Source organism: Enterococcus sp. LJL98, from assembly GCF_054871745.1.
This window is the reverse complement of record NZ_JBTXLU010000002.1, coordinates 124,692-138,775: the sequence shown is the minus strand read 5'-3', so window position 1 is coordinate 138,775 and position 14,084 is coordinate 124,692. Positions and strand designations below refer to the sequence as shown.

The 14,084-nt window shown below is 40.1% G+C and carries 12 protein-coding genes; 6 read left to right on the top strand and 6 right to left on the bottom strand.

The window, feature by feature from the left end; all coding sequences use genetic code 11:
* Positions 1-1,982: 1,982 nt before the first annotated feature.
* Entirely contained in the window at positions 1,983-3,959 is a 1,977-nt protein-coding gene (locus ACYSNO_RS04290) for a hypothetical protein (protein WP_461729843.1), read from the bottom strand.
* Between ACYSNO_RS04290 and ACYSNO_RS04285 the strand changes: the two genes are divergently transcribed.
* Positions 3,940-4,962: an LPXTG cell wall anchor domain-containing protein gene (locus ACYSNO_RS04285; RefSeq protein WP_461729842.1), complete on the top strand. Its 1,023-nt coding sequence runs from the start codon at positions 3,940-3,942 to the stop codon at positions 4,960-4,962. The genes ACYSNO_RS04290 and ACYSNO_RS04285 overlap by 20 nt on opposite strands.
* A gap of 458 nt (positions 4,963-5,420) precedes the next feature.
* The gene (gene murB, locus ACYSNO_RS04280; RefSeq protein WP_461729841.1) at positions 5,421-6,332 is read left to right on the top strand and encodes a UDP-N-acetylmuramate dehydrogenase; all 912 of its coding nucleotides are present in this window, start codon (positions 5,421-5,423) and stop codon (positions 6,330-6,332) included.
* A 188-nt stretch (positions 6,333-6,520) separates the two neighbouring features.
* On the opposite strand, the gene ACYSNO_RS04275 is transcribed toward murB, so the two are convergent.
* From ACYSNO_RS04275 to ACYSNO_RS04260, 4 genes are read right to left on the bottom strand one after another with little or no spacing between them, the layout of a single operon-like run.
* The gene (locus ACYSNO_RS04275; RefSeq protein WP_461729840.1) at positions 6,521-7,165 is read right to left on the bottom strand and encodes an ECF transporter S component; all 645 of its coding nucleotides are present in this window, start codon (positions 7,163-7,165) and stop codon (positions 6,521-6,523) included.
* A gap of 10 nt (positions 7,166-7,175) precedes the next feature.
* Positions 7,176-7,724 (bottom strand): phosphopantothenoylcysteine decarboxylase, encoded by a 549-nt coding sequence (coaC, locus tag ACYSNO_RS04270; protein WP_461729839.1) that lies wholly within the window; start codon positions 7,722-7,724, stop codon positions 7,176-7,178.
* Between the two features lies 1 nt (position 7,725).
* Positions 7,726-8,481 carry a phosphopantothenate--cysteine ligase gene (coaB, locus tag ACYSNO_RS04265; RefSeq protein WP_461729838.1) on the bottom strand — a complete coding sequence of 252 codons (756 nt, stop codon included), beginning with the start codon at positions 8,479-8,481 and terminating at the stop codon, positions 7,726-7,728.
* 3 nt (positions 8,482-8,484) lie between these two features.
* Positions 8,485-9,468 carry a YhdH/YhfP family quinone oxidoreductase gene (locus tag ACYSNO_RS04260; protein WP_461729837.1) on the bottom strand — a complete coding sequence of 328 codons (984 nt, stop codon included), beginning with the start codon at positions 9,466-9,468 and terminating at the stop codon, positions 8,485-8,487.
* 242 nt (positions 9,469-9,710) lie between these two features.
* Between ACYSNO_RS04260 and ACYSNO_RS04255 the strand changes: the two genes are divergently transcribed.
* Genes ACYSNO_RS04255 through ACYSNO_RS04240 form a run of 4 tightly spaced genes read left to right on the top strand, consistent with a single transcriptional unit; the run spans position 9,711 to position 13,523 of the window.
* Positions 9,711-10,796, top strand: a complete 1,086-nt coding sequence (locus tag ACYSNO_RS04255) for an ABC transporter ATP-binding protein (protein ID WP_461729836.1) — start codon at positions 9,711-9,713, stop codon at positions 10,794-10,796.
* 11 nt (positions 10,797-10,807) lie between these two features.
* The gene (locus ACYSNO_RS04250; protein ID WP_461729835.1) at positions 10,808-11,617 is read left to right on the top strand and encodes an ABC transporter permease; all 810 of its coding nucleotides are present in this window, start codon (positions 10,808-10,810) and stop codon (positions 11,615-11,617) included.
* On the top strand, positions 11,614-12,453 hold the full coding sequence (locus ACYSNO_RS04245; protein ID WP_461729834.1) for an ABC transporter permease: 840 nt from the start codon (positions 11,614-11,616) through the stop codon (positions 12,451-12,453). Before ACYSNO_RS04250 ends, ACYSNO_RS04245 begins: the two co-directional genes overlap by 4 nt.
* On the top strand, positions 12,450-13,523 hold the full coding sequence (locus tag ACYSNO_RS04240) for an ABC transporter substrate-binding protein (RefSeq protein WP_461729833.1): 1,074 nt from the start codon (positions 12,450-12,452) through the stop codon (positions 13,521-13,523). The genes ACYSNO_RS04245 and ACYSNO_RS04240 overlap by 4 nt, the downstream gene beginning before the upstream one ends.
* A gap of 52 nt (positions 13,524-13,575) precedes the next feature.
* Here the strand turns inward: ACYSNO_RS04240 and ACYSNO_RS04235 are convergent, their stop codons facing one another.
* Positions 13,576-14,076 carry a DNA-deoxyinosine glycosylase gene (locus ACYSNO_RS04235; RefSeq protein ID WP_461729832.1) on the bottom strand — a complete coding sequence of 167 codons (501 nt, stop codon included), beginning with the start codon at positions 14,074-14,076 and terminating at the stop codon, positions 13,576-13,578.
* Between the last annotated feature and the right edge of the window lie 8 nt (positions 14,077-14,084).

The window sequence follows — 14,084 nt, the reverse complement described above, 5'->3', positions numbered from 1 at the left end:
TCGATTAGCTTATCCGACAGTTTATCTGACAGTAATAGCGACAGTTCAAGCTTAAGTGATTCGATTAGTTTGTCCGATAGTCTATCCGACAGTATCAGCCTAAGTGAATCAATTAGCTTATCCGATAGTATCTCAAAAAGTAATTCTGGAAGTCAAGATGGAAGTACGAGCCTGAGTGAGTCGATTAGCTTGTCTGATAGCATTAGTTTGAGTACTTCGATTAGCTTATCCGACAGCACTAGCCTATCTGACAGTAATAGTGATAGCTCAAGTATAAGTGAATCAATTAGCTTATCCGACAGTTTATCTGACAGTAATAGCGACAGTTCAAGCTTAAGTGATTCGATTAGTTTGTCCGATAGTCTATCCGACAGTATCAGCCTAAGTGAATCAATTAGCTTATCCGATAGTATCTCAAAAAGTAATTCTGGAAGCCAAGATGGAAGTACGAGCCTGAGTGAGTCGATTAGCTTGTCTGATAGCATTAGTTTGAGTACTTCGATTAGCTTATCCGATAGCACTAGCCTGTCTGATAGTAATAGTGATAGTACAAGCATCAGTGAGTCTGACAGTATCAGCACTTCTATTAGTAATGAAGATAGCATCAGCATTAGCGAGTCTGACAGTATCAGCACTTCTATTAGTAATGAAGATAGTATTAGCATTAGCGAGTCTGACAGTATCAGCACTTCTATTAGTGATGAAGATAGTATTAGCATTAGCGAGTCTGATAGTATCAGCACTTCTATTAGTGATGAAGATAGTATTAGCATTAGCGAGTCTGATAGTATGAGTATTTCTATTAGTAATGAAGATAGTATCAGCATTAGTGAGTCTGATAGTATGAGTATTTCTATTAGTAATGAAGATAGTATCAGCATTAGTGAGTCTGATAGTATGAGTACTTCAATCAGTGATGTAGACAGCGCGAGCATTAGTACTTCAATCAGTGATACAGACAGTACAAGCATCAGCGAGTCGACGTCTGTAAGTACAAGTACGAGTGTAAGTGGATCAACCTCATCAAGCACGAGTACGAGTGTGAGTGATTCAAACTCATTGAGTACAAGCACAAGCATTAGTGATTCGAACAGTCTTTCAAGTAGTCTAAGTGATTCGAAGTCATTTAGTACAAGCACGAGCATTAGTGATTCGAACAGTCTTTCAAGCAGTCTAAGTGATTCGAAATCTTATAGTACAAGTACAAGTATTAGCAATTCGAATAGTGTTTCTAACAGTGTGAGCGATTCAAAATCTTATAGTACAAGTACAAGTATTAGCAATTCGAACAGTCTTTCAAGCAGTCTAAGTGATTCGAAATCTTATAGTACAAGCACAAGTATTAGTGATTCGAACAGTCTTTCAAGCAGTCTAAGTGATTCGAAGTCATTTAGTACTAGCACGAGTATTAGTGATTCGAACAGTCTTTCAAACAATGCAAACGATTCGCAATCCTATAGTACTAGCACAAGTATTAGCAATTCGAATAGTGTTTCTAACAGTGTGAGCGATTCAAAATCTTATAGTACAAGCACAAGTATTAGCAATTCGAATAGTGTTTCTAACAGTGTGAGCGATTCAAAATCTTATAGTACAAGTACAAGTATTAGCAATTCGAATAGTGTTTCTAACAGTGTGAGCGATTCAAAATCTTATAGTACAAGTACAAGTATTAGCAATTCGAACAGTCTTTCTAACAGTGTGAGCGATTCGAACTCTTATAGTACAAGCACAAGTATTAGCAATTCGAATAGTGTTTCTAACAGTGTGAGCGATTCGAACTCTTATAGTACAAGTACAAGTGTTAGCAATTCGAATAGTGTTTCTAACAGTGTGAGCGATTCGAACTCTTATAGTACAAGTACAAGTGTTAGCAATTCGAATAGTGTTTCTAACAGTGTGAGCAATTCGAACTCTTATAGTACAAGTACAAGTATTAGCAATTCGAATAGTGTTTCTAACAGTGTGAGCGATTCGAACTCTTATAGTACAAGTACAAGTATTAGCAATTCGAATAGTGTTTCTAACAGTGTGAGCGATTCGAATTCATTAAGCACAAGTACGAGCCTGAGTGATTCAAACTCTGTCAGCGCCAGCACGAGCGTAAGTGAATCCCTTTCTTCAAGTGCAAGTACTAGTGTGAGCGATTCAAACTCATTAAGCACAAGCACAAGTATCAGTGATTCAAATAGTGTTTCCAACAGTGTGAGTGATTCGAATTCATTAAGCACAAGTACAAGTATCAGTGATTCAAATAGTGTTTCCAACAGTGTGAGTGATTCGAATTCATTAAGCACGAGCACAAGTATCAGTGATTCGAATAGTGTCTCCAACAGTGTGAGTGATTCGAATTCATTAAGCACGAGCACAAGTATCAGTGATTCGAACAGTGTTTCCAATAGTGTGAGTGATTCGAATTCATTAAGCACGAGCACAAGTATCAGTGATTCAAACAGTGTTTCCAACAGTGTGAGTGATTCGAATTCATTAAGCACGAGCACAAGTATCAGTGATTCAAACAGTGTTTCCACTAGTGTGAGCGATTCAAACTCGTTAAGCACAAGCACAAGTATCAGTGATTCAAATAGTGTTTCCAACAGTGTGAGTGATTCGAATTCATTAAGCACGAGCACAAGTATCAGTGATTCGAACAGTGTTTCCAATAGTGTGAGTGATTCAAACTCATTAAGCACAAGTACAAGTATCAGTGATTCAAATAGTGTTTCCAACAGTGTGAGTGATTCGAATTCATTAAGCACGAGTACAAGTATCAGTGATTCGAATAGTGTTTCCACAAGTGTGAGTGATTCGAATTCATTAAGCAAAAGTACAAGTATCAGTGATTCAAATAGTGTCTCCAACAGTGTGAGTGATTCAAATTCATTAAGCACGAGCACAAGTATCAGTGATTCAAACAGTGTTTCCAACAGTGTAAGTGAATCGACTTCACTGAGCACAAGTACGAGCCTGAGTGATTCAAATTCTGTCAGCGCCAGCACGAGCGTAAGTGAATCCCTTTCTTCAAGTACAAGTACCAGCGTGAGTGATTCGAACTCGTTGAGTACTAGCACAAGTATCAGTGATTCGAACAGTGTTTCCAATAGTGTGAGTGATTCGAATTCATTAAGCACGAGCACAAGTATCAGTGATTCAAACAGTGTTTCCACCAGTGTGAGCGAATCAAACTCATTAAGCACAAGTACAAGTATCAGTGATTCGAACAGTGTTTCCAACAGTGTAAGTGAATCGACTTCACTGAGCACAAGTACGAGCCTGAGTGATTCAAACTCTGTCAGCACCAGCACGAGCGTAAGTGAATCCCTTTCTTCAAGTGCAAGTACGAGCCTGAGTGATTCGAACTCGTTAAGTACCAGCACAAGTCTGAGCGACTCAAATAGTGTATCAGGAAGTACTAGTGCCAGCACGAGCGTAAGTGAATCCCTTTCTTCAAGTGCAAGTACCAGCGTGAGTGATTCGAACTCGTTAAGTACCAGCACAAGTCTGAGCGACTCAAATAGTGTATCAGGAAGTACTAGCGCAAGTACGAGCGTAAGTGAATCCCTTTCTTCAAGTGCAAGTACCAGCGTGAGTGATTCGAACTCGTTGAGTACCAGCACAAGTCTGAGCGACTCAAATAGTGTATCAGGAAGCACTAGCGCAAGTACGAGTGTGAGTGAATCCCTTTCTTCAAGTACAAGTACCAGCGTGAGTGATTCGAACTCAATGAGTACAAGTACGAGCCTGAGTGATTCAAACTCTGTCAGCGCCAGCACAAGTGTGAGCGAATCGGTTTCTTCAAGTGCGAGCACCAGTGTGAGTGATTCAAACTCACTGAGCACAAGTACGAGTCTGAGTGATTCTAATTCTGTTAGCGCCAGCACGAGCGTGAGTGGATCCCTTTCTTCAAGTACAAGTACGAGTGTGAGTGATTCAAACTCTATGAGTACAAGTACAAGCATTAGCGATTCAAATAGTGTATCAGGTAGTTACAGCGCCAGCACGAGCATGAGCGAATCCCTTTCTTCAAGTACGAGCACCAGCGTGAGTGATTCCAATTCGTTAAGTACGAGCACAAGTATTAGTGACTCCAACAGCGTGTCTGGTAGCGTGAGTGATTCCAATTCATTAAGTACCAGCACCAGTATCAGTGATTCTAATAGCGTGTCTACGAGCGTGAGCGATTCCAACTCATTAAGCACGAGCACAAGTATTAGTGATTCGAACAGTATATCAAGTAGTTACAGCGCCAGCACGAGCGTGAGCGAATCGGTTTCTTCAAGTACAAGTACGAGTGTGAGCGATTCGAATTCCCTAAGTACGAGTACAAGTATTAGCGACTCCAATAGTTTTTCAATGAATAGGAGTGATGTAAGTTCACTGAGCACAAGTACAAGTATTAGTGACTCGAATAGTGTATCAGGTAGTTACAGTGCGAGCACGAGCATGAGTGAATCGGTTTCGTCAAGCGCGAGCACCAGTGTGAGTGACTCGAATTCCTTAAGTACTAGCACCAGTGTGAGTGACTCGAATTCCTTAAGTACTAGCACAAGTGTGAGTGACTCGAATTCCTTAAGTACTAGCACAAGTATTAGTGATTCGAATCATATATCTGACAGCTATAGCACGAGTGTAAGCTCAAGTATGAGTTTGTCACAATCATCTAGTGAAAGTATGAGTGAATCTGACAGCATCTCAGACAGTGTAAGCACAAGCATCAGTAACTCTACTTCATTGAGCACCGATCCAAGTGATTCAACTTCATCAAATGTTAATGGTGGAGGGACAGGAACACTTCCTAGAACCGGAGGAACCAGTGGAACGGGAGGAACGACGAATAATAACAAAACGTTGCCTCAAACGGGTTCAGAAGAGGATGGATCATTAGTGATGTTAGGTAGTGTTGCGACATTACTATCCGCATTAATCTTGAAGAAACGTAAAAAAGATGGAGCAACCGAATAAAACGCGATTGCTTACTGGATCGATAATTCGAACCATGGCGTGGTCACAATAGGAAAAAATCCACGCCAACCGTAATCAAGTGTTAAAATCGTTTGATTGATCGACGAGAACGCAGGCATGTTTTCATCAAATGGAAAAAGAAAATCTCAGAAGAACGCCTAAGCTTTTGTAAGAGCGAATGGCAGTATCTTCTGAGATTTTTGTTTTAAGGCGAGGGTGGATGCATGAAATTGTAAAGAGAATGGTTAGGTATGTCTGACTCCTAATTGTTCTCTTTTTTGCTGGTGCATTTAAATGAGGATATTGTTAAAGAGTGGTGGTATTTTTAGACTCGCCAGTCAAGGAAGCTTAAGACTTCCTCAAATTGTTAGAAGAAAAGCGTTGGATTTCTTTCGACTCTATAGTCAGCTTCTTATAAAAATGCTAGAATGGTAGAGATGAAAAAAAGGAGTCGACGAATGGTGAATTTTAAAGAAGAATTAATCCAAAAATTTCCTGAAATGATTTTATATAAAGATGAAGCCTTAAGTAAATATACTTTTACTGAAACAGGTGGACCAGCAGATATTTTGGCTTTTCCAAAAACAACCGAAGAAGTACAAGAATTGGTGGCTTATTGTCGGGAACAAGCAATCCCATGGCTAGTTTTAGGCAATGCAAGTAATTTAATTGTCCGTGATGGTGGGATTCGTGGTGTGGTGTTAATGTTGTTGGAAATGAAGGCCTTGAAGATTGAAGACCATGTGATGACGGTGGAATCGGGTGCGCGTCTAATTGATGCCAGTCAAGCGGCTTATGAAGCGTCATTAACGGGGCTTGAATTTGCCTGTGGAATCCCAGGTAGTGTTGGGGGAGCTGTTTTTATGAATGCAGGTGCTTACGGGGGAGAAATCAAAGATGTCTTTACTTCTGCCGATGTCCTTTTACCAAGTGGTGAAGTCGTAACAATGACTGGGAAAGAAATGGCTTTTCGTTACCGTCATAGTCAGATCCAAGAGTTGGGGGGCATCGTCTTAACGAGCCGTTTTACTTTGAAAAAAGGCAAGCCGATGGAAATTAAAGCACAAATGGTGGAATTAACTGAGTTGCGTGAGTCGAAACAACCACTAGAGTACCCTTCTTGCGGGAGTGTTTTTAAACGACCGGAAGGACACTTTACCGGCAAGTTAGTACAGGATGCTGGCTTACAGGGACATACAATTGGTGGCGCTCAAATCTCAATGAAACATGCGGGTTTTATCGTGAATGTGAACCAGGCCACAGCGACAGATTATATTGAATTAATTGCGCATATCCAAACAGTGATTCAAGAGAAGTATCAAGTCGCATTAGAAACGGAAGTTCGCATTATTGGCGAAGATGTCAAATAATCAAAAGGGGCTGTGACATTTGTCACGGCCCCTTCTTGGTGTTTTACGAACGTTTGGCAGACAAAAGGACAACAAAAGGCTGTACTTTCGGAACCTTCATGAAGTTCGAGCAATTGAAAAAGCGATTTGTTTGAATTCTCCTCCAGTTTCTCAGAGCAAAACGACTTTTGTCACCCCTTTTTTGAGATTTAATTGGTTTTTCGTAAGGCCATAAACTTTAATAAGACGGCTGAAACAGCGGCAGTAGCTAAACCAGCGACGATTGCTTCAGGAATCCCTTGTGCAAAAATAATGGATAGGATGGCTGCGTAAACGGCATCGCCAGCTTCTCCAAGAACTTGTGCATATTCTGGTTTAAATAAGAAATAAATAAAATTCATTACTAAAATAGTGTTCGTGAGTCCTCCAGCAATACCAGCTAGGAAAAGGCTGAAAGGTTCTTTGCGCCCTTTCAGGAATTTTTTACTCCATTGGTAAACAAAATAAGGCACGATTCCAATTAGAATACGAGGAATGAAAACAACGAGTAGCGCTTTCCAACTTCCTGCACCATCGGTTCCTAAAGGGGCAATGAAAGGCGAGAAGACAAAAGACATCGGTGTGATAATGACCGTTGAACGAATCAGACTAATCAGTCCGAAACAGCCTCCGAGAAAGCCACCAATTTTAGGACCTAAAACGACAGAAGCAATAATGACAGGAATATGTAGTGTCGTCGCATTAATCGGTCCTAAAGGGATAAAGCCTAAAAAAGGGACGCTCGCAAGCAAAATCATCACACTCAGAAAGAGGGCGGTTAAGACGAGCTGAAAGGTTTTTTCTTTATTTTTCATAGGTTGCTCCTTACTTACTCAAAGTTTTTGTTATTTCTTGGATGATCGTTTCAACGGTTGCTAAGGCGCCTGGACCGTAATCTCCACAAGCTAATAAAGCTTCTCGAGGAGTGATTTCTTGATACCCATATTCTTTGAGTGTTGCTAGATTTTTTTGAACCGCAGGATTTAAATACATATACGTATTCATCGCTGGGGCAATCAGTTTTGGTACATGGTTTTCTAAAGCGAGCGCCACGGTTGATACAAGATCGTCTGCGATGCCATTCGCTAATTTTCCAACCGTATTGGCACTTGCAGGGGCAACGATAAAGAGATCTGCTTGTTTTGCAAGTTCGATATGATTGATTTTATTTGGTTGTTCTTCGACCATCACGTTTGTATGGACACGTCTTTTAGAAAGTGATTGTAAGGTTAAGGGCGTGATGAAGGCTTGCGCGCTACGGGTCATTAATACATCGACTGCATAGCCGAGTTTTGTCAGTTCATTCGTTAAATCAGCGGCTTTATACGCGGAAATGCTTCCTGAAACGCCAAGTAAAATCTGTTTTTGTGTCAATTTAATCATCCTTTCCTTGAGTGAGCGTCTCCGTAATTAACTGGGCGATGGCTGCTTTCGTATGAGCCTCACCAATGAAAGCGCCCGTGTGATCAAGTAAATAACCGGTATGTTTTCCTGATTGAATCGAGATCAAATCATTGGCCAGGACAAAATCTCCTTGATTTTTTGTTAAGCTGTCGAAAGCGACTTGGAACAGCTCTTCCTTAGGGACATCCACGAGCAGTTTGAAACTCACCAGTTGCGTTTTAGGCTGTATTTCTTTAATCTTTTGAATGACTTTTGTCGTTTTCTTTAAAGCTAAAAATAAGTAGTCGGTGTTCGATGAAATCTTCGTCGTCGGTTCCTGCGCACTGGTTTCAATCAGTTGTGCAAGGTCTTTTTCAGTCAAGGAGCCTGCAGTCGCTGTGAGCAATTGGTTGAGCTGATTGGTGAAATCTTTAATAGAAAAACTGCTAGCCGGCGTGAAATCACTGACTGCCATACTATGAATGACGGCATCATATGGTGTTGCCTGTAAACATTTCGTGAGTGTTTGCTCTAACTCTCGTGTATCATGGATAAAGAAGACATGTAGCCCTGTCTGTTCTTTTGGACGTGTTGCGGTCTTTGTTGTGAGGTAATCGACTTGAACGCCTTGAGCTAAAAAACTTTCAGCAATTAGACAGCCAAGTTGGCCTGTCGAGTGATTGGTGATAGAACGGACACGATCGATGCGTTCGGCCGTTCCACCCGCTGTTATTAAGATTCGTTTCATACGTTACACTTCCATTTTTACAATTGTCCGACCTTCGTGTTTGCCAGCTAGTAGGGAATCAATCGTTTCATCTAAGTCACTCATTAAGACTTCGTGAGTCTTTAAAGTTTCTAGCAAGTCTTGATGCTGTGCTAAGAAATCCCAAACAGCTAAACGCGTGTCGTGGTCTACGGCAACGGAATCAATCCCAACGACTTGAATACCTCGTAAAATGAAAGGAAGCACCGTCGTATCAAATTGAATACCTGCTGCATTGCCACAAAGGTAGGCACTTCCATTATAAACGAGTTGCGGTAAGATTGCCGATAAAAGGTCTCCACCCACGGTATCAATCACTGCAGTCACGCTTTGGCGATCCAAAGGTTTGATTTTTTCTGGGATCACTTCAGCAGGCGCGATAATTTTTGTCGCGCCAAGATCGATTAGCCAATCTGCTTTTTTTCGAGAAATTGCGACGATGTTTTCATATCCTAAACGTTTTAATAAGGCGATTGTAATACTGCCGACACCACCAGAAGCACCAGTAATGTAAATCGTTTGATTTTTTTCATAATTTTTTTCTTCGAGTGCTAGGACCGCTAGCGCCGCTGTGAAACCAGCTGTGCCATATTGCATCGCACTTTTTGTTGTTAAACGGCTTGGTATTTTAACGAGCCACTCCACTGGAACTTGTTGGTACTGACTGAAGCCGCCTGGGTGGCTAACGCCGAGTCCATAACCTGTAACGAGAACTTTGTCACCAACTGCAAAAGAGTCGTTTTTCGAAGACACGACTTCACCTGCTAGATCAATACCGGGTGTCATTGGGTACTTACGAATAACACCACCATTTTTTGTGGCAGCTAAGGAATCTTTATAGTTGATGTCAGAATAATCCACCTGGACTTCCACATGACCTTCTTGTAATGGTATCCTTTTTTTGGGGGTTAACCCACGAGAAAAAACATGTTCTTCTTGATTGACTTCAAAAGCGATAAAATCAGACATTTATGCCACTCCTTTAGTAATAAATTTGCTTATAAATTAGTGCTATCATACCATAGAATCCTTGTTTTGCGAAAAATAGATAAAAAAAGAAAAGATGCTTGTATTTTGGTAGGAAAAACCCTATTCTTAACAAGTATGTTCTGGTCTGAAATCAAGTAAACGATCAGTTCGAAAGACTAAGAGTGAGACAGAAAAAAACGGATATAAAAGAACATATAATCAACCAATTAGGAGGAAGAAACATGGGAAAACCAATCATTTCATTTACCGATGTAGTGAAGCGATACGATGACGAGACCATTTTAAAAGGGGTCAATTTTGAGATAGAAGAAGGAAAGTTTTATACGTTGTTGGGGCCTTCGGGCTGTGGCAAGACAACAATATTGAGAATTATTGCTGGGTTTTCCGAAGCCACCGAAGGGGATGTGTATTTTGAAGGAAAACGCATCAACGACGTGCCTGCGAATCAACGCCAAGTCAATACGGTCTTCCAAGATTATGCTTTATTTCCACATATGAATGTTTTTGAAAATGTCGCTTTTGGTCTAAAAATTAAAAAGTTACCGAAAAATCAAATTAAAGAGAAAGTGGAAGAAGCCTTGCGTTTAGTGCGTTTGGGTGGTTACGAAAACCGTGAAATTAGCGAAATGTCAGGCGGACAACGTCAACGAGTGGCGATTGCCCGTGCGATTGTTAATGAACCAAAAGTTTTGCTACTCGACGAACCCTTATCGGCTCTTGATCTAAAGTTACGGACCGATATGCAATATGAGTTACGGGAATTGCAACAACGACTAGGCATTACCTTTATTTTTGTCACGCACGATCAGGAAGAAGCGCTTGCGATGAGTGATGAAATATTTGTTCTAAACCAGGGGGAAATTATCCAAAGCGGGACCCCGGTCGATATTTACGACGAGCCAATTAATAAATTTGTGGCGGATTTTATTGGCGAAAGCAATATTATCAATGCGACCATGCTTGAGGACTATTTAATCGAATTTGTTGGAAAACAGTTCGAGTGTGTGGATGGCGGAATGCGTAAAAACGAACCGGTTGAAATTGTGATTCGGCCAGAAGATTTAACCTTAACGACTGTTGAAAAAGGAAAGCTTGTAGTGAAAGTTGACACCCAGTTATTCCGTGGCGTGCATTATGAAATTATTTGTTATGACGAAGACGGCAATGAGTGGATGGTCCATTCAACACGCAAAGCCCAAGAAGGCAGTCAGGTTGGTCTGTTCTTTGAACCGGAAGACATCCACGTGATGCGCTTTAATGAGTCGGAAGAAGACTTTGACGCCCGACTTGAAAGCTATGAAGAGTAGGGGGGAAGAAGATGACAAAAGTAAGACGTATCTATGCCGTTCCTTATCTATTGTGGCTGTTGTTATTTGTTTTAGCGCCTGTACTTTTAATTGTGTATCAATCTTTCTTTGATATGAACGGTGCCTTTACTCTGGCCAACTATCAGGTCTATCTTTCTTCAGGAAAGTATTTAATGATGACGTTAAATTCCATATGGTATGCTTTTTTAATTACTTTGATTACGTTGTTCATTAGCTATCCAACCGCTTATTTTCTCACAAAATTAAAACACAAAGATTTATGGTTGCTGCTAATTATTTTGCCAACCTGGATTAATTTGTTGTTAAAAGCCTATGCCTTTATTGGGATTTTTGGTATTCACGGAAGTGTGAATGGTTTCTTAGAATTCTTTGGAATTGGTGCGAAACAGATTCTTTTTACGGACGTGAGCTTCCTAACGGTTGCAACCTATATTGAGTTACCTTTTATGATTATTCCTATTTACAATGCGTTAGAAGAGATGAATCCCTCTTTAATTAGCGCCAGCAAAGACCTAGGTGCGAATTCAATGGAGACGTTTCGTCGGGTGATTTTCCCCTTATCTTTAAACGGAGTGAAAAGTGGGGTACAGGCAGTCTTCATTCCCTCACTTTCCTTATTTATGTTAACTCGCTTAATCGGTGGCAACCGGGTCATTACGTTAGGAACGGCGATTGAACAACATTTCCTCGTGACCCAAAACTGGGGCATGGGTTCAACAATTGGTGTGATTTTGATTATCGCCATGTTTATCGTGATGTTACTCACTGGTGAAAAAGCGAAAGGAGGACAAAAGAAATGAGTCAAAAAATCTGGTCTCGCATTTACCTGACGCTCGTTTTTGTGATTTTATACGCGCCGATTTTTTATTTGATTCTTTATTCCTTTAATGACGGCGGTACAATGAATGAATTTACTGGGGTTACTTGGGACAATTATACGGCCGTTTTTGAAGATACTCGATTATTAATTATTGTCTTAGAAACGTTTTTGTTGGCTTTTTTGTCGGCTTTAATCGCGACAATTATTGGGACTTTTGGTGCGATGGGGATTTACTATACAAAAAAACGCCCGTTACGCAATACTTTTATGAGTCTAAATAATATTTTATTAGTATCACCCGATGTCATTATCGGTGCGAGTTTCTTAATTTTCTTTACAACCATCGGTGGTCTTGTCCGCAATTTCAGCTTAGGTTTTCTTACAGTGTTATTGTCTCATATTGCCTTTAGTATTCCGATTGTTGTTTTAATGGTGTTGCCAAAGCTCAAGGAGATGAATGATTCCATGGTTGATGCAGCACTAGACTTGGGAGCGAATTATTTCCAGGTCATTCAACGAATCATCTTGCCGTACTTATCGCCAGGGATTATTGCCGGCTATTTTATGGCGTTTACTTACTCTTTAGATGATTTTGCTGTGACCTTTTTCGTGACAGGAAATGGCTTTAGTACGCTATCTGTCGAAATTTATTCTCGGGCAAGACAAGGAATTAGTTTAGAAATTAATGCTTTAAGCACACTTGTCTTCCTCTTTTCTTTAATTTTAGTTGTCGGTTATTATTTTATTAGTAAAGAAAATGTTTCGAAGAAAATAAAACGTGGACGACTAGGAATGAGAGGAGTGACGATTCGATGAAAAAATTACAATCACTCATCATTGGTATTTTGTTGATTCTTCTCGTACTATTTTTCGGTGTCAAACAATTAGAAAAAAGTAGTGGCATGGCTGGTGCAGAAGTGTTAAATATTTATAACTGGGGAGACTACATCGATCCGGATTTATTAAAACAGTTTGAACAAGAATATGGTTATAAAGTCAACTATGAAACCTTTGATTCAAACGAAGGCATGTTCACCAAGTTATCTCAGGGTGGCACTTCTTATGATATTACGATTCCAAGTGAGTACATGATTGAAAAAATGATGGAAGAAAATCTAGTTCAAAAATTGGATTATCGTAAAATTCAAGGGATTGAGAACATTGACCCACGCTTTTTAAATATGAGTTTTGATCCTGAAAATCAATATTCTGTGCCTTATTTCTGGGGGACCTTAGGAATTGTTTACAATGATAAGTTCATTGACGGCGAAGAAATGACCAAATGGGCAGACTTATGGAATCCGGCTTTACGGAACAATTTAATGATGATTGATGGCGCGCGAGAAGTGATTGGTATTGGCTTAAATACCTTAGGCTATTCGTTAAATAGTAAAAACGATGAAGAACTCGCAGAATCCGTCACTCTTTTACGAGAATTAATGCCAAACGTTAAAGCACTCGTGGCAGACGAAATCAAAATGTATATGGTGAATGAAGAAACACCAGTTGCCATTACCTTTTCGGGGGAGGCAGCGGATATGATGGATCAAAACGAGCACATTCATTATGTGATTCCTGAAGAAGGCTCGAACGTCTGGTTCGACAATATCGTGATTCCTCATAACGCCAAAAACGTCAAGGGAGCCTATGATTTTATCAACTTTATGTTACGACCAGAAATTGCGGCTCAAAACGCCGAATACATTGGTTATTCCACTCCAAATAAAGAAGCCATGAAATTACTACCTGCTGAGATTACCGAAGACGAGCAGTTTTATCCAAGCGATGAATTAATTGCCAAACTTGAAGTGTACGAAAACCTTGGTGCCGAGTACATCGGGATTTACAATGACTTGTTTTTAGAGTTGAAGATGTATCGCCAGTAGGAAAAAATCCTAGATGAAACGTTTGGTCGTTTCATCTAGGATTTTTTTGTTTCTATTTTTTTGTTCTAACTTCTTGTAAGAGGCTCCCCCAATTTTGCAGACGATCTTTACTTCTGCCATTATTGGCGCCACTGGTTGATAAGGCGAGATGAATTGGGAGGTGGTTCAACGTATCATTCTTTTTTGCTTCTTGATAGGCAAGTGAACCATTGGCAATGACTTTTTTGATTGAAGCATTTGTTAACAGTTCTGTGAAATCATTTTGACAGACAGTTGAGAAATTGCTATCTAAACTACCTTTTCTTTCAAAAGTCGAGTAAACATCCCATAAACCAATTCGATGTTGTTTCAATTGAGCAATTCGCATTTGATAGTTGAGAGGGTCTACCACTTGTAAATGAGTAAAGAGTAGTTTCCAAAATTGATTACCAGGATTGGCATAATATTCATTCTTTTTTAAAGAGACAGCACTTGGAGCCGTACCAAGTATGAGTATTTCGGTTTGATTGTCATAAATAGGAAGAAAACCTTGTTCTTTTTCTAAGGGCTTCAATTTGATTT

Bases quoted from the DNA above. Each gene is read 5' to 3' on its own strand.
- ACYSNO_RS04285 (WP_461729842.1), top strand. From the start codon at position 3,940: ATGAGTACAAGTACAAGCATTAGCGATTCAAATAGTGTATCAGGTAGT.
- ACYSNO_RS04290 (WP_461729843.1), bottom strand. From the start codon at position 3,959: ATGCTTGTACTTGTACTCATAGAGTTTGAATCACTCACACTCGTACTT.
- murB (WP_461729841.1), top strand. From the start codon at position 5,421: ATGGTGAATTTTAAAGAAGAATTAATCCAAAAATTTCCTGAAATGATT.
- ACYSNO_RS04275 (WP_461729840.1), bottom strand. From the start codon at position 7,165: ATGAAAAATAAAGAAAAAACCTTTCAGCTCGTCTTAACCGCCCTCTTT.
- coaB (WP_461729838.1), bottom strand. From the start codon at position 8,481: ATGAAACGAATCTTAATAACAGCGGGTGGAACGGCCGAACGCATCGAT.
- ACYSNO_RS04260 (WP_461729837.1), bottom strand. From the start codon at position 9,468: ATGTCTGATTTTATCGCTTTTGAAGTCAATCAAGAAGAACATGTTTTT.
- ACYSNO_RS04255 (WP_461729836.1), top strand. From the start codon at position 9,711: ATGGGAAAACCAATCATTTCATTTACCGATGTAGTGAAGCGATACGAT.
- ACYSNO_RS04250 (WP_461729835.1), top strand. From the start codon at position 10,808: ATGACAAAAGTAAGACGTATCTATGCCGTTCCTTATCTATTGTGGCTG.
- ACYSNO_RS04245 (WP_461729834.1), top strand. From the start codon at position 11,614: ATGAGTCAAAAAATCTGGTCTCGCATTTACCTGACGCTCGTTTTTGTG.
- ACYSNO_RS04240 (WP_461729833.1), top strand. From the start codon at position 12,450: ATGAAAAAATTACAATCACTCATCATTGGTATTTTGTTGATTCTTCTC.